At 55.1% G+C, this 21990-nt stretch carries 18 protein-coding genes; 2 read left to right on the top strand and 16 right to left on the bottom strand.

The window, feature by feature from the left end; all coding sequences use genetic code 11:
* Positions 1 to 382 precede the first annotated feature (382 nt).
* Complete coding sequence (locus tag ACT3RQ_RS12985) at positions 383 to 658, bottom strand: hypothetical protein (protein WP_444680610.1); 276 nt, start codon at positions 656 to 658, stop codon at positions 383 to 385.
* Positions 659 to 771: 113 nt separating this feature from the next.
* Between ACT3RQ_RS12985 and dusA the strand changes: the two genes are divergently transcribed.
* Positions 772 to 1839 (top strand): tRNA dihydrouridine(20/20a) synthase DusA, encoded by a 1068-nt coding sequence (gene dusA, locus ACT3RQ_RS12990; RefSeq protein ID WP_444680611.1) that lies wholly within the window; start codon positions 772 to 774, stop codon positions 1837 to 1839.
* Between the two features lie 44 nt (positions 1840 to 1883).
* Here the strand turns inward: dusA and ACT3RQ_RS12995 are convergent, their stop codons facing one another.
* Complete coding sequence (locus tag ACT3RQ_RS12995; protein ID WP_444680612.1) at positions 1884 to 3338, bottom strand: catalase; 1455 nt, start codon at positions 3336 to 3338, stop codon at positions 1884 to 1886.
* Between the two features lie 201 nt (positions 3339 to 3539).
* On the bottom strand, positions 3540 to 4571 hold the full coding sequence (locus tag ACT3RQ_RS13000) for a succinylglutamate desuccinylase/aspartoacylase family protein (protein WP_444680613.1): 1032 nt from the start codon (positions 4569 to 4571) through the stop codon (positions 3540 to 3542).
* A 225-nt stretch (positions 4572 to 4796) separates the two neighbouring features.
* On the opposite strand from ACT3RQ_RS13000, the gene ACT3RQ_RS13005 reads away from it, so the two are divergent.
* A complete protein-coding gene (locus ACT3RQ_RS13005; RefSeq protein WP_441679396.1) occupies positions 4797 to 5408 on the top strand; it encodes a TetR family transcriptional regulator in 612 nt (203 codons plus the stop codon).
* A gap of 187 nt (positions 5409 to 5595) precedes the next feature.
* Here ACT3RQ_RS13005 and ACT3RQ_RS13010 read toward each other — a convergent pair whose 3' ends face one another.
* The 13 genes from ACT3RQ_RS13010 to ACT3RQ_RS13070 form a co-directional block, all read right to left on the bottom strand.
* The gene (locus ACT3RQ_RS13010) at positions 5596 to 6270 is read right to left on the bottom strand and encodes a hypothetical protein (protein WP_172116019.1); all 675 of its coding nucleotides are present in this window, start codon (positions 6268 to 6270) and stop codon (positions 5596 to 5598) included.
* A 202-nt stretch (positions 6271 to 6472) separates the two neighbouring features.
* On the bottom strand, positions 6473 to 9658 hold the full coding sequence (locus ACT3RQ_RS13015) for an efflux RND transporter permease subunit (protein ID WP_444680614.1): 3186 nt from the start codon (positions 9656 to 9658) through the stop codon (positions 6473 to 6475).
* Positions 9658 to 10932 carry an efflux RND transporter periplasmic adaptor subunit gene (locus tag ACT3RQ_RS13020; RefSeq protein WP_444680615.1) on the bottom strand — a complete coding sequence of 425 codons (1275 nt, stop codon included), beginning with the start codon at positions 10930 to 10932 and terminating at the stop codon, positions 9658 to 9660. Before ACT3RQ_RS13020 ends, ACT3RQ_RS13015 begins: the two co-directional genes overlap by 1 nt.
* Before the next feature lie 132 nt (positions 10933 to 11064).
* Entirely contained in the window at positions 11065 to 12522 is a 1458-nt protein-coding gene (locus tag ACT3RQ_RS13025) for a TolC family outer membrane protein (protein ID WP_444680616.1), read from the bottom strand.
* 320 nt (positions 12523 to 12842) lie between these two features.
* Entirely contained in the window at positions 12843 to 13688 is an 846-nt protein-coding gene (locus tag ACT3RQ_RS13030) for a fructosamine kinase family protein (RefSeq protein ID WP_444680617.1), read from the bottom strand.
* A gap of 81 nt (positions 13689 to 13769) precedes the next feature.
* Positions 13770 to 15257: a xylulokinase gene (gene xylB / locus ACT3RQ_RS13035; protein WP_444680618.1), complete on the bottom strand. Its 1488-nt coding sequence runs from the start codon at positions 15255 to 15257 to the stop codon at positions 13770 to 13772.
* Positions 15257 to 16744: a mannitol dehydrogenase family protein gene (locus tag ACT3RQ_RS13040; RefSeq protein WP_444640093.1), complete on the bottom strand. Its 1488-nt coding sequence runs from the start codon at positions 16742 to 16744 to the stop codon at positions 15257 to 15259. The genes xylB and ACT3RQ_RS13040 overlap by 1 nt, the downstream gene beginning before the upstream one ends.
* 82 nt (positions 16745 to 16826) lie before the next feature.
* Positions 16827 to 17447, bottom strand: a complete 621-nt coding sequence (locus tag ACT3RQ_RS13045; protein WP_444680619.1) for a nucleoside/nucleotide kinase family protein — start codon at positions 17445 to 17447, stop codon at positions 16827 to 16829.
* A 7-nt stretch (positions 17448 to 17454) separates the two neighbouring features.
* The gene (locus tag ACT3RQ_RS13050) at positions 17455 to 18240 is read right to left on the bottom strand and encodes an L-iditol 2-dehydrogenase (RefSeq protein WP_444680620.1); all 786 of its coding nucleotides are present in this window, start codon (positions 18238 to 18240) and stop codon (positions 17455 to 17457) included.
* A gap of 48 nt (positions 18241 to 18288) precedes the next feature.
* On the bottom strand, positions 18289 to 18966 hold the full coding sequence (locus ACT3RQ_RS13055) for an HAD family hydrolase (protein WP_193053965.1): 678 nt from the start codon (positions 18964 to 18966) through the stop codon (positions 18289 to 18291).
* Entirely contained in the window at positions 18963 to 20141 is a 1179-nt protein-coding gene (locus tag ACT3RQ_RS13060; protein WP_444680621.1) for an ABC transporter ATP-binding protein, read from the bottom strand. The genes ACT3RQ_RS13055 and ACT3RQ_RS13060 overlap by 4 nt, the downstream gene beginning before the upstream one ends.
* Positions 20142 to 20152: 11 nt before the next feature.
* Positions 20153 to 21028 (bottom strand): carbohydrate ABC transporter permease, encoded by an 876-nt coding sequence (locus ACT3RQ_RS13065; RefSeq protein WP_172116008.1) that lies wholly within the window; start codon positions 21026 to 21028, stop codon positions 20153 to 20155.
* Between the two features lie 25 nt (positions 21029 to 21053).
* Positions 21054 to 21944 carry a carbohydrate ABC transporter permease gene (locus ACT3RQ_RS13070; RefSeq protein ID WP_193053968.1) on the bottom strand — a complete coding sequence of 297 codons (891 nt, stop codon included), beginning with the start codon at positions 21942 to 21944 and terminating at the stop codon, positions 21054 to 21056.
* Positions 21945 to 21990 lie beyond the last annotated feature (46 nt).

Consider the following 21990-nt stretch of genomic DNA (forward strand, 5'->3'; position numbering starts at 1 on the left):
ATGCGTCGCGTCAGGCTAAGTTGATTAAGTTTAGGCTGACAAACGAAAAAAAGCCCCAGTCGTGGGGACCAGGGCTTTTCGTAAGTATCCGGCGTTAGCGCGCCTTCAACACTTGGTATAGGAAATTACCTAATGGGTAAAATTAACACATCGCGTGTAATTTTCAACGTAAAGTTGAATAAATGGTTGACGGTTAACTCAACGCTTAAAATAATGTCGGGGGGTCAACACGATGAAAAGTATTGAAATCGTGCTGTACATCTTTGACCTAACAATGAAGTTAACAGAGTTGACGTTAACCCTGTGGCCAAACTGGCCTACGTTGCTCTGATCAAATTAAGCCCGCTTCGGCGGGCTATTTTGTACCTGCTCACCGAAAACGCTACAGCTGCTCAATAGTGGCCCGCTTGCTACGTCCAGCACCGTCAGCAAATTCATGTAGGTACAGCTCGATGGCATCGTGTAAAGTAACGCCCTTCCATTTAGCAGTCAGCACACCACCTAGCGCGGCCAACTCCAGTTCCCGACGCTTCGCCCACTCAACGGCCATTGCCTTTTTAGGGAATGTTTTGGACTCTGAGTAGTCAGGTTGACCCGTACGCGCAATGCGAATACGCGCCAGGTATGAGAAACTGCCGTCCCTTTTTGGACGCTTCACGATCGTCGCCATTACAGCCTCGAAAATGTGACAAATAAAAGTGCCATGTGGTGCCAAATTTGTGACACTAATTTGCTTAAAACGTGGCCAAACCACTGTAAACATGAACAGTTATGAATGATAGCACAACACAACAAACCCGCATGAAGTCTGGCACTGCTCACCCTGCGCTGGATAGAACTTTCTCCGTCGCGCCCATGATGGACTGGACAACCCGTGATTATCGGGCGTTCGCACGTACGTTAACCAAGCGGGCGCTGCTGTATACCGAGATGGTGACGACGGGCGCTATTTTGCATGGCTCGCCGCGTGAGCGGTTTTTGGGCTATAGCGATGTGGAGCATCCCATTGCCTTACAGCTTGGCGGTAGCGATGCCGGGGAGCTTGCCGAGTGCGCGGCGATTGCTGAGGCGTGGGGGTATGACGAGGTTAACCTGAATGTAGGTTGCCCAAGCGACCGGGTGCAGAACAACATGATTGGCGCTTGCCTGATGGGCTACCCGGAAAAAGTCGCCGATGCCGTGCGCGCCATGCAGGCGGCCGTCTCGATTCCGGTTACGGTGAAGTGCCGTATCGGGATTGATGAGCAGGATGAAGACGCCGACTTGGCGCGCTTTATCGACATAGTCGCAGATGCCGGTTGTGAAATTTTTACTGTGCATGCGCGCAAAGCGTGGCTGAAAGGTCTATCGCCCAAAGAGAACCGCGACGTGCCGCCGCTCAATTACCCGCGTGTGCATCGTTTAAAGCAGGACCGCCCTGAGCTGCATATCGGCATCAACGGTGGGATTAAAACGCTTGAAGAGTGTCAGGCACAGCTTGAGCGTGTGGATAGCGTGATGATTGGCCGTGAAGCGTACCAAAACCCTTGGTTACTGGCTGAGGTAGATACGTTGCTTTATAGCGTGCCCGGCCCAGCCGCTAGCCGGGTTGAGGCGGCCCGGACATTTCGCCCGTATATTCAGCAGCGGTTGGATGAAGGCGCGAAGCTTAACCATATTACCCGTCATCTGTTGGGGCTTTTTCAGGGTTGCCCTGGCGGTCGGCGTTTTCGGCGTCTTCTATCAGAGCACGCACATAAAGAAGGCGCTGGGTTACTCTTATTTGATGATGCTATCGGGTTAGTTAACGAGCCATCACAAGCGCCGATGCCAGAACGAGAACAGCCCGCCACGTCTTAACGTAGCGGGCTGTGGTGGACGCGATTAATCCACGTTTGCGTGGTTTAGTTGCCGCGCACGCCTTTTTCGATACGCTCACCAACTTCCTGGTCGATATTACGCCAGTACTCGAAGGCGCGCTCCAGCACTGGCTCTGTTACGCCACCCGACAAGTGCCCCACCACGTTGGATACCAGCCGGTCACGTGCGGCGTCATCCATTACCTCACGCACCAACGTATGCGGTTGGCTCCAGTCGTCATCGTCTTTACGCAGCGTGTAGGCGGTACGTACGAGCTCACCGCTGGTCGCCCATACGGCATCTTCCGGGAAGCGCTCGCCATCGGCTTTGGGGCCGCCTTTGCTGTTCGGCGCATATACTGGGTCCGTTGCGTTATGCACCCGCATCGCCCCGCCCTGGGTATAGCTATTGACCGGGCACTTGGGCGTATTCACCGGGATATGCTTGTAGTTCACACCCAAGCGAGCCCGGTGCGCATCGGCATAGGAGATTGAGCGCGCCAGTAACATCTTGTCGGGTGAAAGCCCAGTGCCCGGCACCATATTGTTAGGCTCGAAGGCGGCCTGATTGATTTGGCTATGGAAGTCGGTGGGGTTTTCATTAAGGGTTAGCTTGCCCACTTCCATCAGCGGGTAGTCACTGTGAGGCCACACCTTGGTAAGATCAAAGGGGTTATAGCGATACGTTTTGGCGTCCTCGAAGGGCATGATCTGCATCTGCAGTGTCCAGGTGGGATACTCGCCGCGTTTGATGGCTTCAAACAGGTCACGGCGGTGGTAATCCGCATCGCTACCGGCCATCTGGTCAGCCTGCTCCTGGGTCATGCACTTGATGCCCTGGTCGGTTTTGAAGTGGTACTTCACCCAGAACCGCTCACCTTCCTCGTTCACCCACATATAGGTATGGCTGGAGTAACCGTTCATGTGCCGCCACGTAGCGGGCACGCCGCGGTCGCCCATTAGCCAGGCCACCTGGTGGGCGGACTCCGGCACCAGCGTCCAGAAATCCCACTGCATATCGTGGTCACGCAGGCCGTTATCGGCGCGGCGCTTTTGCGAGTGGATAAAGTGCTGGAACTTCATCGGGTCGCGGACAAAGAACACAGGGGTATTGTTACCCACCATGTCGAAGTTGCCCTCTTCGGTATAAAACTTCACCGCAAACCCGCGTGGATCACGCCAAGTATCCGGGCTGCCGCTTTCCCCTGCGACCGTTGAGAAGCGAATAAGTACGTCTGTTTTTGTGCCTTTTTTCAGAAACTTGGCTTTAGTGTACTTACTGACATCATGGGTGACTTCAAAGTGGCCAAAAGCGCCGCTACCCTTGGCATGTGGTTGGCGGTCGGGAATCATCTCGCGGTTGAAAGCCGCCATTTGCTCCATCAGAAAATGATCGTGCAGTACAATCGGGCCATCCGGGCCTACCGAAAGAGAGTGTTCATCGCTGGATACCGGAATGCCAGCCCCTGTCGTCGTATGCTTGGGTTTATCGCTCGTCATCGCTTTCCCTCCATGTCACGGCTCGCGCGGCACTCAAGGCACCGCTTTATAAAAACAAATCATACCTTTGTGCTTATTATTTTTAATTTAGGATAACTACTCTCTCATTGGTATAGTCAAAGGAACTGCTTCCCGCCAGCTATCTCATGTACTGCTTGGCTATTGCGCTAATAAGCTTTTTTTATGGCGCTTATCAAACATTTAATAGAGCGCGTCCGGGGGCGGTGTCAGGCTTGATTGAAAGCTCTCAATCGCCGTTTCGGCCTCTTCTATCTCATCAAAACGAGCAATGTGATAAAGCGCCTCACCTTCATTGGCTAACGGCAGACGGCTCATGCCAATCACAATGCCATCGGCCATCGACTTGACCTCGCTTTCTTGATTGCCAAATGGGTCGGCCACTATACCGAGCACTTCCCCCTTGGCGACACGCGCGCCCAAGCGCACTTTGGGCCTTAAAATACCGTCGATAGGTGCACGCGCCCAACTGGACCCATTGGCAAGCTCGGCAGGCGCTGGCGAGCGGCGGCGCTGTTCGCCAGTAAGCATATCCAGGCGGCGCATTACACGCAGTACGCCGCGTACACCGGGGGCAATGGCCCACTCATCAAAGCGCAGCGCTTCCCCCGCCTCATAGGTCAGTACAGGAATGCCACGCGTTTGTGCATAGTGACGCAGGCTACCTTCGCGCAGCTCTGCATTCAGTATCACCGGCGCGCCGAAGGCATCGGCCATGCGCTCGGTTTCACTGCCAGGACTTAACTGTGCGCGTATTTGGGGAAGGTTCGTGCGATGAATTGCGCCGGTGTGAAGATCAATAATATGCGTCGCCTGATCGACAATCTGCTCGCGAAATAGCGCCGCGATTCGCCCCCCGAGGGAGCCGTTTTCACTGCCCGGGAAACAGCGGTTGAGATCGCGTCGGTCAGGCAGGTAGCGCGTTTGCTGCAGGAAGCCAAAAACGTTAACCACCGGCACGGCAATCAAGGTACCTCTTAGGCTTTTGATGGCCTTTGAGCGTAATAAGCGACGTACAATTTCAACGCCATTGATCTCATCCCCGTGAATGCCACCACACACCAGAATAACGGGCCCCTCTTTACGTCCGTGTACCACTTCGACCGTAATATGCAGGGGTGTATGGGTATAAAGACGCGCCACCGGCACATCAATTTGGGAACGTTGGCCAGGCGGTATGGTGTGCCCGGCAAGTTGAAAAGGTGCTCGCGCCATCCTGAGTCTCCTTTTTTCAGCGTGATTAGCCACTAAGCAAATGGCATTAATGAGGGCATGGCGATGCGCCTACCGCACGCAGTGAGCCCCTGCGGTTTCGAGACATGAGGTTTTGATAACACAAGCCATGCGTTTAATCATCTATCCATACAGTTTTGAATGTAAAAATTACACCATATCGGATAAAATATGTTCATCTTGTGTCATTAATGAGGTTGCGTTTCCATGGCGAGAAAGACCAAAGCGGAAGCCGCTGCTACCCGAGAAGCATTGCTGGATGCGGCCGAAGAGGTATTTTTTGCAAAGGGTGTTGCACGCACGTCTCTTGAGCAGGTTGCACGCCATGCGGGATTAACCCGTGGCGCGGTCTACTGGCACTTTAAAAACAAGGGCGACTTGTTTATGGCACTGGTGGAGCGCGTACACATGCCGTTCCAGTCGCTAATGGAAGCTGTCAGCAAGGCCGATGAAACCATCTCTCCGATGGAAGCCATCCGGCTTGCCTGCCATGCAGGTCTGGCGCGTCTTGAGCAACCTTCTCACCAGCGGATTCTTTCCATTTTGCTCCACCGCTGCGAGTTTTTTAGCGATATCAACCCACTTGCCATGCAGGATGATATTGGTGAAGAGTGTTATTCAGAAATGCTGATCGTGTTTAAAGAAGCGGAGCACCAGCAGCTGTTGCGTGAAGATGTGACACCAGAGGTGGCGACGCGCATGTTGCAGTCGGCACTGGGAGGCCTTTTCCACGACTGGCTACGCACACCGGATGCGTTCTCCATACACCAACGCGGCGGCGAACTGATTGATACATTGATACGCATTATGCAACGCTAATCCACGCCATCCGCTGCAATGCAGCAACCTGCCTGTACTGGGATACCCCACCATTGTGGTGATTAGTGGCAAGCGTTCAACACCGATGGATAAAGCCACACCGCCACTGACACGTCATCCATAAGGCAATGACTAACAAGACAGTGGCGGCGCGGGTGCGAGTAGTGAACGTTAATCGCTAATAACGTTAGGTTGAGTAGCCTTCACCCTGGTGGTGATAGCGAAGACGCAGCTTATTTAAACGTACCCGAGTATCCAGATAGGTTTGTTCCATTACGCTGCGATAAGCGCTCTCACCAGCGAGGTATTTCACCAGAACGCGACGCTCGCCCTCTTGTGGGCAATCCCCTTCTTTACAGTGCAGCCTGACATGGCTATTAGGCTCATCTTCAATCACTGCCATGGCAAATCCATCGCCCTGACGCCCGGACACGATAACCGTCGACCCCAACAGGCAGCGCCGCGTAAAGGGCTGATAGCGATGCAAGCCCCGGTGTAAGCGATGGCATAAGGCGGCGGCAATGGGTGAAGCAACAGCAAAGGATACCCACAGGATCAGTACGCCTACCGGCACGCGCAACATGCCTAGCGATAGCCAACGCAACACTAAAAGCTCTACCGCTAATGCCAAACTCCCCGCAATCACGACAAGAAACGTCAGCGCAAGCGTCGCCGGCACACCTGCAAACCCTAACGACACCAGCGTACTGGCCATGTGATCATCGCGCAGGCTGTCGCGCTCAAATAACTCAAGAGGGGCTATTCGAAGCAGCACCAACATCCAATACAGCGCTAACAGCCCCATTAGAAACGTAAACACAATGGTTGGAAACTGTAGCGCAGCAGAAATAACAGGTTGCATGGCGTGTCCTCCTCCAGACATTTCGTCCGGTGCTGTTTCCGCCTGGGCGTATATGATGGGTCCAGGCTAAAAACGTGTGGTCTCTTTTAGCATAGTCCAAACTATTCTTTTTTGCCCTTGGCTGCCTTGATGCGAATCATTACAGCATAAAAAAACGGGCACTCCCTTTCGGTAGTGCCCGCTCATTAGTGGTGAAACGCGGTTACGGCTGATCGTGCTCCAGTGCCGGTTTCTGGTTATCGTGATCCGGATGACGTTTACGATAGAGCCAGTCGGACACAGTGGCGATCATGGCGTAGAAGCTGGGAATAAACACGCTTCCCAAAACGGCCACAGAGGCCATACCCACCGCAACGGTTGTCCCGATATGGTGGCTACTTACATCACTGGCGCCGGTCGCCAAGGCCAGTGGCAAGGTACCAAAAATAAACGCAAGCGATGTCATGACGATAGGACGGAAACGCAGCTCAGCGGCCGTAATCGCGGCTTCGCGAATCGTTTTGCCCTGCTCTTTACGCTGCAGTTCGGCAAACTCCACGATCAAGATCGCGTTCTTCGCCGCAAGCCCCACGACCACCAACATACCAATCTGCACATACACACTGGTATCCAGGCCTCGCAACGCGATGCCTCCAATCCCGCCCAGGAAGGCAAACGGCGTTGCGGTAAGTACCGCCAAGGGCAACGACCAGCTTTCATACTGGGCTGCCAGGATCAGGAAGACCATCAAGATACCAAACACAATGGCAAGCATCGCTGTATTACCCATGTTTGCTTCCTGATAAGCCGTACCGGTCCAGCCCATGCCCCAGTTAGGCCCGAGCGTATCCATGACGACTTCATTCATGGCTTCAATGGCTTGGGTAGAGCTATAGCCAGGCGCCGCGCCGCCCTGGAACTGCGCGCCGGTATACACGCCAAAGCGTGATACGACCGATGGACCTACCTGACGCTCCAGCGTGACAAACTCAGAGAGCGGGATACGCTCACCATTGCCCCCTCGCACGAAGACACTATTTAAGTCGTCAGGCGTTTTACGGAATTGATCCTCGTTTTGTAGATACACTTGGAAGTTACGGTTTTGGTAACTAAAGAAGTTCACAAAGCCATTACCAAAGGTGTTGGATAACGCCGAGTTGATATTCTCCAATGCCACGCCATAGCTAAGCGCTTTCTGCTGGTCAATTTCAGCTCGATAGGAAGGCACGTTCACGTTAAAGGTGGTAAAGACCTGATTTAACGCTGGATGCTGATTCGCCGCGCCCATAATCTGTAGTGAGGCTTCGTAAAGCTCGCGAGGTGAGGCGCCGTCAAACGACTGCAGATAGCCGGTGAACCCGCCGGTGGTAGAAAGCCCCATAATCGGCGGTACGTTAAAGGCCATGGCAGTACCGCCATCAATACTGGCCCCCAACTGCATAATTTGCCCCACCAGGCTCGCTGCCGTTAGATCACGGTCTCCCCAGGGCACCATATTGACAAAGATAATCCCGCGCGCCGTATTAACCGAGCCTGCAAGAATATCGTAGCCCGCTATCGCCGAGGAGTATTGCACCCCGGGTATATCTTCAATAGCGGAGCTAAGTTTTGCCATGTAGTTCTCGGTGCGGTCAAGCGAGGCGGCATCGGGTAGCGATACGCTGACCAGCACGATGCCCTGGTCGGTTTCCGGCACCAATGTTGAGGGCGTATTGGCGTACAACCAGTAGGAGCCGGCACCGGTTGCGATCGTTAGCGCCAAGGCGAGCACCCAAAAGCGTACTAGGCGCACCACAAACCACATATAAACCGCGGTGATACCTGCAAACAAGCGGTCAAATAGACGCAGAGGCGTAGTAATCGCCCGCTTGAATGCTGACTGGCGCGAATGGTGCAAATTATGCTTGATGAAGATGGCAGACAGCGCCGGTGTAAACGTCAACGCCATTAGCGCTGACAGCGCTACCGAGATCGCGACAGTAATCGCGAACTGCTGATAGATCTGCCCAGTAAAGCCGCCCATAAACGCAACCGGTACGAAAACAGCGGCCATGATCAGTGAGGTGGCAATAACTGGCCCGCCAACCTCGCGCATGGCACGAATCGTTGCTTCTCTAACGGTAACCTCGTCATCTTCGCCTAATACACGCTCAACGTTCTCCACCACCAATATCGCATCATCCACCACTATCCCGATTGAGAGCACCAGGGCGAATAGCGTTAGCAGGTTGATAGAAAAATCAAACAGGTAAAAGCCTGCAAAGGTACCAATCACCGACACCGGCACCACCGACATGGCAATCACGGTAAAGCGCCAGTTCTGCAGGAAGATAAACAGGATCACGATAACGATCAGGAAGGCTTCAATAAAGGTATGCAATACCGTTTCTACCGACGCATCGATAAACTGCGTGGTGTCGTACGGCGTAACATACTCAAGCCCTGGCGGGAAACGGTTGGACAGCTCTGCCATGGTTTCACGCACGGCATCAGCCGTGGCCAGCGCATTGGCGCCCGGCTGCTGGTTGATGATAATCGGCGTCATCGTTGAACCATTAAGCTGTGCATCAATGCCGTAGAACGATGCCCCCAGCTCAATGCGTGCTACATCTTCCAGGCGTAGCGATGAGCCATCAGGGTTAGTGCGCAAATAGATATTACGGAAATCATCCGTATCCGATAAACGGCCACCGGCAGTGATGGTATACGTATAAGCGCGCGGGCTACCTTGCGGCGTGGCGGCTAAATTACCGGCAGGGATTTCGGTATTTTGTGAACGGATAGCATTAGCCACCTCGCTCGGCGTGAGGTCGTATTGCGCCAGCTTGTCAGGGTCCATCCAGATACGCATGGCAAACTCACCACCCCCCAGCACCTCGGCATTACCTACGCCAGGCACTTGGCGTAGGTCATCGAGGATATTAAGCGTGGCGTAGTTCTGCATATACACGTTGTTGTAATCGCCGTTCGGGGACGTTAGGGCGATCAACATAAGGATCGAGTCAGAGCGCAGTGAAACGTTAACGCCCTGAGCCTGAACCTGCTCGGGCAGCTGAGAAAGCGCCCCCTGAACACGGTTATTCACGTTAATAGTGTTGATATCACCATCAGTGCCGATATCAAACGCCACACTCAAACTCATAATGCCGTTATCAGCGCTGTTAGAGGTCATGTAAAGCATGTTCTCTACGCCGTTAATCGCCTCAGCCAGCGGTGCAGCGACCGTCTGGGCGACCGTCTCAGCGTCAGCGCCTGGGAATTGAGCCTGTACGGATACGGTGGGCGGCACCACACTTGGATACTGCTCAATGGGCAGTATCCGCATGGCCATGGCACCTATCAGCGTGAGGATAATCGCAAGTACCGTGGCGAAAATCGGCCGGCTGATAAAGAAGTTGGAGAAATTCATTATTGAGTACCCTCTTCCTCTTCCCCTGCAGGCACATCACCAGCACCCTCTGTCATTTGGGAAGCGGCAGCGGCTTGCTCTTGTTGCTCCTGAGCGTCAGCCTCTTCAACACGCTCAACTACTTCATTGGCGTCGCCATCAAACGGCTGTGGGTCAATGGCCATACCAGGCTCAATGCCTGCTGGGTCGCCCACAATCACACGGTCGCCCTCTTCAAGGCCGTCAACAATGATCTGCCAAGGGCCAGCGACTTCGCCTAATTGCACCGTACGCTCGCGCGCCTGGTCATTTTCATCCAGGACAAATACGCGAGGGCCCATTAAGCCTTGGGTGACCGCAATTTCAGGTACAGCCATTACGTTAAAACGGCGCAGACCATCAAGGCGTACGCGCACAAATTGGCCAGGCAGGATAGCGCCATCCGGATTAGCAAAGCTGGCAGACGCCTGAACGGTACTGGTACCGGCATCCACGCGGGAGCCCAGGAAGTCGAGCTGACCTTCAAGTTCAGACCCGCTGGCACCGCTTACGCCGGGCACGCTTAACAGCGCGGTAATGGACGAGTCGCCCTCTTCACGCAACTGGCGGCGTAGCTCAAAGGCATCACGCTGAGGCAGTTGAAAACGCACTTCAAGCGGGTCCAGCGGGGTGATAGTGGCAAGCTCAGTTCCTGGCGTAACCAGGTTGCCAACGTTAACCTGGCTCAAGCTGATCATGCCTGACACAGGGGCCGTTACATTTGAATAGCCAAGGTCCAGGTTAGCACTGCGTAGTGCAGCCTCAGCCTGGGCAACATTGGCTTGCGCCACACGCTGGTCTGCCTGCGCCTGGTCATACTGCTGGCGGCTAACAGAGTTTTGGCTGAGCAGTTGCTCAAAGCGCTGAGCATCACGCTGAGCGCGGGATAACTCGGCACGGGCACTTTGCAGGTCAGCTTCACGCTGGTTAACCGTTGACTGGTAAAGATCAGGCTCAATGGTATACAGCGAATCACCCTCTTCCACCAATTGGCCAGGCTGGAAGTGGCGCTCTTCAAGATAACCGTTAACACGTGCCACCAGCGTCACTTCACTATCGCTACGCAGTAACGAAGGGTACGATTTATTTAACGGAATATCCTGACGTACGGCTTCCGCCACTTCCACCTTATGAGGCGGAGCCTCTGGCTGCTCGGCCTGCTGCTCTTGCGATTGGTCCTGGCCACAGGCCGTCAACACTAGCGCGGCAATCAGCGTTACTAGACTCGCTCGGCGTGAGTGAATCATTTTTCTCATGCGTGGGTTCCCTTGATCTTTTCAAAACGTTGATTGACGGCGCTGGCGGCTGCCCTGGTGTCCAATGGCGCTTTATTCAAATGCAGACGACTCATAAAGCCGTGTTTTAAAAACGCCGACGGTTCGTTGTGATCAACGATCCAGCGTCGGTGGCGCACCAATATTCATGGCACGCTCATAGCTGCCACCATCGGTATCAGGTATCGCGAAGGTCACCTGATCATCCGTTAGCCAGGCATTCACTTCTTCGATCGCCGGTACATCCAACAACCCTGCCTGCTGGCGCAACCCAAGGAAGTTAACGACATAGTCGTAACGTGACTCAGCATAATCAGCAATGGCGTCGTAATAATTCTGCTCGGCATTCAGCACATCGACGATATTACGTGTGCCGACTTCATACCCTACCTGCGTGGCTTCCAACGCACTGCGCGCTGATACGATAGTTTGCTGACGCGCTTCTACCGTTTCAACGTTATTGCTGACCTGGGTGTAGAGCGAGCGCACTTGCTGGATCGTGGTACGGCGCTGAGACTCAAACTCGTACTGCGTACTTTCCAACTGGTAAGTGCCTTGGCGGATACTCGCAATGGTACTGCCACCGGTATAAATAGGCAGATTGGCCGATATCCCGACCTGACCGGAGGCGTCATAACCGCTAACGGCATCGCGATCATTATCAGCATGTTGATAGTTGGCGAATGCCTGGAACGTGGGCAGGCGACCGGCACGGGCAATATCAACGCCCACGCGTGAAATTTCGATGCCCGCCTGCTGAGCAAGGACTTGAGGATTAAGCTCAATCGCTTGTTCAACCCAGTAGTCACGATTGCTTGAAGGCTTCACCACCGGCATCGCATCGCCTAGCGCGTTGATGTTCGGGTAACGCTGACCGGTTAACTGCTCAAGCACCTCAAAAGCCACCTGCAGGTTGCTCTCAGCGGCGAGCCGATTAGCACGCGACTGATCATAGCTTGAGCGTGCTTCTTCGACGTCGGTAATGGCAATCAAACCCACTTCAAACTGCTCACTGGCCTGCTCCAACTGGCGTTCAATAGCACGCTCTTGGGCCTGTCGGGTGGTCAGTACATCATGCGCACGAAGGATATCGAAATAGGCGTTAACAACATCAAAAAGCAGCTGTTGTTCGGTCGCAGCCAACAGGTAGAACTGCTGGTCGATTTCGCGATCAGCCTGATTGAATTGCTGGCGCGCCACTTCATCAAACAGCATTTGAGTGGCTTCCAGGGTCAGCGATACGCTGTTATAGCGATCATCTCCCCCTCCAACACCTGCTCCCCCTCCGGCGCCCGGTGTGGTGCGCGTTGACTGACTTTCAAATTGTTCATGGTGCGCCACGTTGCCTGATGCATTCACCTGCGGCAGCAGCGCGCCTCTCGCAACATCCCGACCGGCTTCGACCCCAGAGTACTGAGCACGAGCTGAATTTAGCGTGGCGTTATTGCTCAGCGCTTCACGCGCGACCGTTATCAGGTCTGCCGCCTGAGCAGGCAGCGCAATAGACGCAGTGAAAACGGCTAGTAATAAGGGTCGTAAAGGGGCATTGACTGCCCAGTTTGCCAGTCGCATGGTGGTGCCTCTAGGTGTCAACGATGGGAATGCTATTAGTAAACTATTTATGGAAGATGGCATTATAGTTACATTCATGTATGTATACTAGACTTGAAGTCTAGCAAATTGTATGAACAAAGAGCTTGTCAAGCCTCATCCGGTTAGCCTGGACCAAAGCATGACGCCAGGATTTTCAGCACTGCTTCTCTGCTATTCTTCACGCTATCGCCCCGCCCCTTTGTTTATATTTTATTGTTTGTACTTTAGTGGGTAATTCTTCTATTACTACTTCTTTTGCTACATCTATTACTGCTATCTACCGCCACTTCGCTTTCAGCTTAGTGAGCGCAGGTTTCAAGTAGAGCTACGCGCTGCTCAATACCGGTGCGATAGGTCGCTCCAAAAAGCAGTAAATGATTAAGCAGCGGGTACAGCTGAAACAGCGCCTCACGCCTCGACCAATCAGCCGGGGCATTGCCCTCCCAGTAGGCATCAAAAAAGCCGCTGCCCGGCGAACCAAACAGCGTCAGCATGGCAATATCCACATCGGGATAATGACGATAAACGGCAGGGTCGATCAAGGCAGGGCCACGGGTAGTGATCAATACGTTGCCCGACCATAAGTCGCCATGCAAAAGGCTTGCGGGCGCCTCTGGCAGCCACTCTTCAAGCTGATAAGCAATGTGTTCGATGCGGGCGCGTAGTGCATGATCAATCAAGCCGTGTTGAAAGCAGGCATCACTAAGCGGGAATAGGCGTCGCTCGCGCTGAAAAACGCGCCCGTCCTTATGCAGCGTGTTGGATTGTGGCGTTTGCCCACAGGCATTATCCTCATGCCAGCCGTGGGCTTCACCAATGGCGCTATGCAGCTCACGCAGCCCTTCGCCCAAGAGGGTGTCACTGGTGGGCCCGCTGGGTTGGGTATTTAGCGACTCAAGCAGCAACCACTCTTCATCCAGGCCTAGCACGCCCGGCACAATAAGCGTTTTGCAGGCTCCTCTAAGGGCACGTAGCCCTTCCGCTTCTCCGCGCAAGCGCTCGGCCTTGTCATGCTTGACGACCACCTGCGCCTGGGAGGTTTCAAGTGCATATACCGCCGCGCTGTCTCCACCGCCAAGCGGCGTTAATTCACCGGTTGGCCGTATCGCTTGGGCGTCGAGTAGCCTTCGCAGGGTAGCATCCATCGCCGTCTCCGCTGGATAGTATTCCCCCAGTGTGCCTGCTAACCCCTGTGTACGTCGATTTTTTGAAAATGTTATAAGCCGCTACACGTTTTGATGGCGCTGTTTTAGCGCTTGTGTATAGCGCGCATAGACCTCTTGATACGCCTCAACGCGTGCAAGGTTCGGCTCCGCAAGCGAGTGCGCATCAAGGTGAACGAGGCGGTTACATAACGCGTCAAGCGTTACGCCCTGTGCACGTTGATCACACCATGCAGCTTGAATGGCCGCACCTAGCGCAGCGGCATCGGTAATCTCAGGGCATATTACTTCCGTGCCCGTAATATCGGCCACCATCTGCCGCCATACCGGGCTATTGGCCCCACCGCCGATCAGCCGGATTTGGCTGGCGCCTGCGGTTAAATCGCCCAGTAACTCAAGCCCATAGCGCAGCCCGAAGGTAGCCCCTTCAACCACCGCACGGCACAGGTTTGCCTGGTGGGTATTGATACTGTTCAAGCCCAAAAAATCAGCCGACGCCTCCGGCAGCATGGGTACGCGCTCGCCGTTGAAAAACGGCAGCACGGTAACGCCCTCAGCACCTACCGGAGCGCTGGCCACCAGGTCGCTAAACGTTGTTAAATCCAAACCAAACAGTTCACGTATCCGCGTGGTAGCCGAAGTCACGTTCATGGTGCAGATAAGCGGCAGCCACCCGCCGGTACTTGAGCAGAAATTAGCCACCATGGCGTTATCGCAGAGAATAGGCTCAGGCGAATAAGCGCAAACGGTGCCCGAGGTACCCAGGCTAAGAGTTATCAGGCCTGGGGTGATATTGCCGGTACCAATCGCCCCCAGCATGTTGTCGCCGCCGCCTGAAGAGACCACCACGTTATCGCCAAGCCCCAGCTCGCGGGCAATCAGTGGGCGCACCATCCCTGCCGGTTCATGAGCTTCCAACAAGCGTGGCAGTACGCGTTGCGGGTCAAGCTCAGGGGCTATTTCAGCAAACACCTCCAACTGCCAGCACCGCGTGCGGGTATCAAAATAGCCGGTGCCCGAGGCATCGCCCGCTTCGGTCACACGCTCGCCAGTCAGCCAAAAATTCAGGTAATCGTGGGGCAATAACAGACTATCGATGCGCCGGTAGGCGTCCGGCTGATGCTCGCGCAGCCAGGCGATTTTAGAGGCGGTATAGCCGGTCTGTAGCACCAGCCCCAATTTTTCCAGGCACCCTGTTTCACCGCCCAAGCGGGCGACAAGATCACTGTTTTGGGCGCTGGTTTCGGTATCGCACCATAGTTTGGCGGGGTAAACCGGCACACCATCAGCATCCAATGCCACCATGCCATGCTGCTGACCTGACACACCGATACCGCGAATCTGTGAGGCATTGACCCCAGCGCGCTCCAGGGCACTAAAAAAGGCACCTTTTAAAGCCGCTAACCATTCAGAGGGCGCCTGTTCACGGCGGCCATTTTCACCTTCATCCAGCCGATGCGGGCGGCTTGCCTCGCCCAGGATAACGCCGCGCTCCACATCAACCACTACGACCTTGGTACTCTGGGTACCGCAATCCACACCAATATACATCACAGCGTTCCTTTGGATGCCACAAGCGCCTCAAGCGTAGCCCGTGCGCCGTGCTTATGCAGCGAATTAAGCGTTTGGACATAAGCCTCATAAAAGCGCGGATGGTCGACCAGATCGCCGAACAGCTCACGATTGTCGATAAACGCACTGGGCCGGGTACGGTTTTCAGCGGCGATTGCGGTCAGCGTTTCCTTTAAGCGATCTACAATCTCGATGGGCTCGCCCTGCTCATCGACTCCTTCAGCGTAGCGTGCCCAGCTGGCCACTACCGCTGCGCTGCGCTTGATCTCGCCTCCGTGAGCCAACTGATGATGGATCACCGGCACCAGCCACTTGGGAATACGGTCTGAACTTTCGGCACACAGCCGCGCTAGCGTATCCTTAATTTCGGGGTTGGCAAACCGTTCAATCAGCGTTAAGCGGTAAGCTTCCAGGTCGACACCGGGCACAGGCGCCAACGTGGGCGAGCCCTCTTCACGCATATAGCCGAGCAGAAAATCCACAAACAAGGGGTCCTGGCAAACTTCGTGGGCATAGCGATAGCCCGCTAAATAGCCAAAGTAGGTGAGCGCCTGATGGCTGGCATTTAAAAGCCGCAGCTTCATTAACTCGTAGGGCTCAACATCCTCGACCACCTGCACGCCTACCTGCTCAAACGGCGGACGGCCCAGCGGGAAGTGATCTTCCAGCACCCACTGCGTAAACGGCTCGCATACGACCGGCCAAGCGTCTTCTACCCCAAAGCGCTGAGACAGTTCGTCAATATCCGCCTGTGCGGTAACGGGAGTGATGCGGTCGACCATAGCGTTGGGAAACGCAACCTCTGACGCAAGCCACTCGCCCAGTTGGCTATCGCGGGCACGGGCATAGGCGGTGAACATGCGCTTGGCCACGTCGCCATTGCCCTGAATGTTGTCACACGACATGACGGTAAACGGAGCAATGCCGCGCTCACGGCGGCGTACCAGCGCCTCGACAATCAGGCCAAAACTGGTGGAGGGCTTTTCAGGGTGCGCAAGATCCTCACGCACTTGGGGATTTTCCAGGTTAAATTCGCCCGTCACCGAATGAAAGTTATAGCCTCCTTCCGTCACGGTGAGTGACACAACCCGAATGGCCGGGTCGGCCATCTGCTCAATGACCGCCTCTGCGTCTTCCGGGGCAAACAGGTAATTGACCATGCTGCCGATAACCCGAGGCGCGTACTGCCCGTTAGGATGCTTCACCACCAGAGTGTAAAGGTAATCCTGCGCGGCAAGCGCCTGCTGCATGCGTTTATCACCCTGCATAACGCCAACGCCCACGATACCCCAATCAAGCGCCAGCCCTTGCTGCATCAGCTCATCAAGGTACATGGCCTGATGAGCCCGATGAAAACCGCCCACGCCGACATGCACAATGCCAGGAGTAAGCTTCGCACGCTCATAGCATGGTATGGCAACATCGCCGTTTAAATTGCCCAGATTGTGATTATTAAGTCGGGTCATGGGTACTCTCCAGCCAAAACCTGCTTGGCGCGATGGGTAGGTTTGAAAACGGTTAAAAAGAGGATGAAGCAGCGCATTGGCATTAGTGCCAGTGTTGATCGGGAGGTAAGGAGCAGCGTTTGACGAGTTGCGCGTTGAGCATATCTTTTCGGTGGGTACGCTCCAGCGCCCCCGCATGGTCCTGGCCCATTTCAAGCCACCGCAGGATTAGCCGGTCCACCAATATCTCATCGTCGACGTCCAGAAACAGCGTCCAGTCAAACAGCGGACGTAGCTCACGCCAGGGGGAGCGGTCGAGCAGCAAGTAGTTGCCCTCGACAATCACAATGCGCTGCTCAAGGGTGATGAGCCGCCCTCCCGCCCGTGCTAAATCCAATGGCCGATCAAAGACGGGCACCGCGACCGGATGCTGCGCCTGGCGAATACGCTCAAGGGCGCTGCGCAACCCGTCCACATCGAAGGTATGAGGCGCGCCTTTTATCGGCAGTTGCTGCTTGCCCAGCACGGCATTGTCGAAATGGTAGCCGTCCATGGGCACGAGCCCCGCCTGGCTTGGAAGCAACTGATTAATGGCCTCGCAAAGCAGAGCGCTACGATAGGACTTGCCTGCGCCGGGCGGCCCTGCGAGCGCAACCAGATAGCGCGAAGCGCCTTCGGCTGAACCAATAATTTGGCGGGCCAGGCTATCAAGTTCGGGTGTCATAACCATCTCAGCTCATCCAGTTACCGCCATCCACATTGAGCGTCTGAGCAACAACGTAATCGCTGTCGGCACTGGCCAAAAAGACCGCAGCACCGGTGTGATCCTCCGGCAAGCCCATGCGGCCAAAGGGCACGGCTTCACTGACCAGGCGCTTTTTCTCACCCAAGGGGCGGTTTTCATAGCGAGCAAACAGCGCATCCACCGCTTCCCACATCGGAGTATCGACGACGCCCGGGGCAATACCGTTAACGTTGATCGCGTGTTTGATCAAGTCCAGCCCAGAGGATTGCGTCAGGCTAATCACGGCGGCTTTGCTGGCGCAGTAAACGCTCACCAATGCCTCGCCGCGTCGGCCCGCTTGGGAGGCCATATTGATAATTTTGCCGCCCCGCCCCTGCTCCACCATCCTTTGAGCAACCGCCTGTAGCGTAAAGAAAAGCCCCTTGGTGTTCACCGCAAACTGCTTATCAAAACTCTCCTCGGTCACTTCAAGCACCGGTGCCAAATCAAAAACTGCGGCGTTATTGACCAAAATATCGATACCGCCAAAATGCGCCACGACCTTTTCCACCATGGCATCAATAGAGGCGCGCTGGCAGACATTAAGCACGACCCCTAACGCCTCTTGGCCACGGGCCTGCTGGTGCAGCACGGCAAGGGCTTCCTCAATGGCCGCGGCATCAATATCCGCCACCACCACCTTGGCCCCCTCCTCCAAATAGCGTTGCGCAATTGCCAAGCCGATGCCCCGTGCGCCCCCGGTAATCACCGCCACTTTATCGGTCAGTTTCATTATCGCCCCGTCTTATTTGAGTGTTGTTGAGTGCTAACAGCCGCCTGCTTAGCTAGCAATGCGTACTTGCCACTCATTCACCAGCGCGTTCAGCCCCTGCATGTGCTCCAAAATACGCCAGGCGCCTGCGTGCAAAAGCCGTGCTGGCTGTTCGGCATCCACGTGGCTGGCACCTACAAAACCAATGACACACATACCGGCAGCGTGAGCGGCGGTGACACCCGCCACGCTGTCTTCGATGACCAGGCAATTACCGGGGAGATAGCCCAGCTGCGTGGCGGCCAGCAGATAAAGCGCGGGGTCTGGCTTGGGGTTGGCTACCTGGTCCGCCGTAAAAATAGGCGTGTCCTTGCCAAAGGCATCAGCCAGCTGAGTGCACGCAAGTGACGCTACAACCCGCTGACGGCGGCTGTTGGATACCACTGCCTTGGCCAAGGGAATCGCCAACACGGCATCGTGCGCGCCCGCGACAGGGGCAAGCTCACGCGCCAGGCGCGCCTCAATGGTCGCGTCCACCTGCTCAGTGGCGTTATCAGGTAGCGTATACACGCTGTGCTGCTCCAGGTGCTTAAGAATGTCGCCGGTGGTCATTCCCAACGCCTGGCTAAGCCGCTCGGCAATGTTCAAATCGGGTAACCACCTACCGAGATACTCCTCCAGCACACCTTCCGCCAGTGCTTCGCTATCGACCAACACGCCATCGCAATCAAATATAACCGCCTTCATGCCAGCGCCTCAGCGTCACCTGATGTGCGGTTATCGTGTCGCGTAAGCCCGGCCAGCGGATGCTGAGCAAGGCTGGGCAGCGCGCGGCCATCGGCCGCAAACAAGTGTGCCCGCTCAGGGGCGAAGCCAAAGCGTATGGTCTCGTGAACACGATAGGCCACATCCCCATCCGTCATCAGCGTTACCAGCAGGTCACCCATACGTACATACAGCGAGGTTTGCCCACCCAAGCGCTCAAGCACTTCAATTTGTCCACTGAGCGCACCCGCCCCATCAAGCACCAGATGCTCGGGGCGAATGCCCAGCTCAAGGGCTGGCTGGCTTTCAATAGGTGTGTTTTCAGAAGACGCGTTTTCAAGTGCTTGGGCGTTGACGGGCACCGTGCACTCGCCACCACCTGGCAAGCGAACCTGAACACCTTCCGGCGAGGTACTGATTAACTCAACATCAAAGAAATTCATTTTTGGCGAGCCAATAAACCCGGCCACAAAGCGGTTTGCCGGATGATGGTAGAGCGCCATAGGTGAACCGACCTGTTCGACCACGCCGTCATGCAAGACGACAATTTTGTCGGCCATGGTCATGGCTTCAATCTGGTCGTGGGTCACGTAAATCATGGTGGCGTTGAGTTTTTCGTGCAGGCGGGCAAGCTCAATACGCATCTGTACGCGCAGCGCGGCATCCAGGTTGGAAAGCGGCTCATCAAACAGGAAAATACTCGGGTTACGCACGATAGCTCGACCAATCGCCACGCGCTGACGCTGACCACCGGAAAGCGCCTTGGGCTTGCGGTCAAGCAGCGGCTCAAGCTGAAGTATTTTAGCGGTTTCCAGCACCTTGGCGCGGCGCTCCTCTTTGGGCACACCGGCCAAGCGCATGCTAAAGCCCATATTGCCTTCTACCGTCATGTGCGGGTACAGGGCATAGCTTTGAAACACCATTGCCAAGCCACGGTCGGCAGGCCCCACATCGTTCATTCGCTGGCCATCAATCACGATATCGCCATCAGTGGCGCTCTCAAGCCCCGCGATAATGCGCATCAGCGTTGATTTTCCGCAGCCGGAAGGCCCCACAAACACCACAAACTCGCGGTCGTTGACTTCAAGGTTGATCCCTTTGATGACCGCGGTGTCGCCAAAGCGCTTGGTAATATTGTTAAGTTGTAAGGTTGCCATGCAAAACTCCTTTACTTGACGGCGCCAAAGGTCAGGCCACGCACCATTTGTTTTTGGGTCATCCAGCCAAGAATGAGGATAGGGGCGATGGCCATGGTAGAAGCCGCCGAGAGCTTGGCCCAGAACAGCCCTTCAGGACTTGAGAACGAGGCGATATAAGCGGTTAACGGTGCTGCCTTGGAAGAGGTGAGATTGAGACTCCAGAACGCTTCGTTCCAGCTCAAGATAACCGAGAGCAAACCGGTAGAGGCAATGCCTGGCAGAGTGAGCGGCAAGAGCAGGAAGAACACTTCTTGTAGCGTCGTGGCACCGTCCATTCGCCCGGCTTCAAGGATGTCCTTGGGCATGTCCTTAAAGAAGGTGTAAAGCATCCACACCACAATCGGCAGGTTCATTAGCGTGTAAATAATGATCAGCCCCGTGCGGGTATCCAGCAGCCCGACATCGCGGAAAATAAGATAGATCGGTACCAACACGCCAACAGGCGGCAGCATCTTGGTAGAGAGCATCCAGAGCAACGTGCCCTTGGTGCGTTTAGTGGGAAGAAAGGCCATGGCATAGGCAGAAGGAATAGCAATTAACAGCGCCAGAAACGTCGAGCCAAACGCGACGGCAACACTGTTCAGCGCAAAGCGTGCATAGCCTGAGCGCGCCTGCACGGCTTCGTAGCTTTCAAGCGTGGGCGTAAAGATAAAGCTTGGGTCGGCAATTGCGGCCGCTTCGGTTTTAAACCCGGTGAGTATCATCCATAAAATCGGGAAGAAAATCACCAGCGCTACCGACCAGCCCACCAGCGTAATCACGAGCGTTTTCATGCCGGCTGACCCGCGGGCGGTACCCGCTCCCGACACGTTTTGCGCTGGCGTAGTGGAACGTAATAATGACATTTATATTCTCCAAGTGCCCAAAGCGCTAATCTTCAAGGTTTTTCGCAACCATCCGCACCAGGAAAATCGCCACGATGTTGGCAAGAATAATCGCGATTACCCCGCCTGCAGAGGCGACACCCACATCAAAATCAAGCAGCGCCCGCATGTAGATCAGATACGCCAAATTGGTGGTCGCAAGCCCAGGTCCGCCCGAGGTGGTCACAAAAATTTCGGCAAAAATGGTCAGCAGGAAGATCATTTCGATCATGATCACCACGCTGATGGCTCGCTTAAGATGCGGGAGCGTTATAAAGAAGAAGATCGCGATCGGCCCGGCACCATCCATTCGTGCAGCTTCCACCTGGTCTTCATCCAGGGACTGCATGGCGGTGAGCAGAATCAACAGCGCAAAGGGTAGCCACTGCCACGCCACAATAATCACGATGGAGGTTAACGGGAGCGTTGAAAACCAATCCACGGCAGGCAAACCAAACGAGTTTGCCAGCCACGCCAACACCCCGTTAGAGGGGTGCATCATCATGTTTTTCCACACCAGCGCACTCACGGTGGGCATCACAAAAAAGGGTGAAATTGCCAGCACTCGGGCAATACCGCGCCCGGCAAAGTCTTGTTGAAAAAGAACGGCCAGCAGCGTGCCGCCCACTACGGTAATCGCCAATACCCAGCCTACCAGCAGCAAGGTATTGCCCATTGCCTTCCAAAGTGCGGGGTCGGTTAGCAAATACTCGTAGTTTTCAACCCCGGCAAAGCCACTCATGCCCGGCATCAGCAGGTTGTAGTACTGGAAGGAGAACCATATCGTCATGCCTAACGGTATGATCATCCATAACAACAGCAGCGTCACAGCGGGAGCTTGAAGCGATAACGTTCTTAGCCCGCCAACCGTACGGCCAGAAGCACGTGTTTTAGTCATGGGAATACCTGCGCGAAAAAACCAACGAGAAACCGTTACAACACGC

Origin of the sequence: Halomonas sp. AOP43-D1-4, from assembly GCF_052446175.1 — a bacterium.
GTDB classification, from domain to species: domain Bacteria; phylum Pseudomonadota; class Gammaproteobacteria; order Pseudomonadales; family Halomonadaceae; genus Vreelandella; species Vreelandella citrativorans.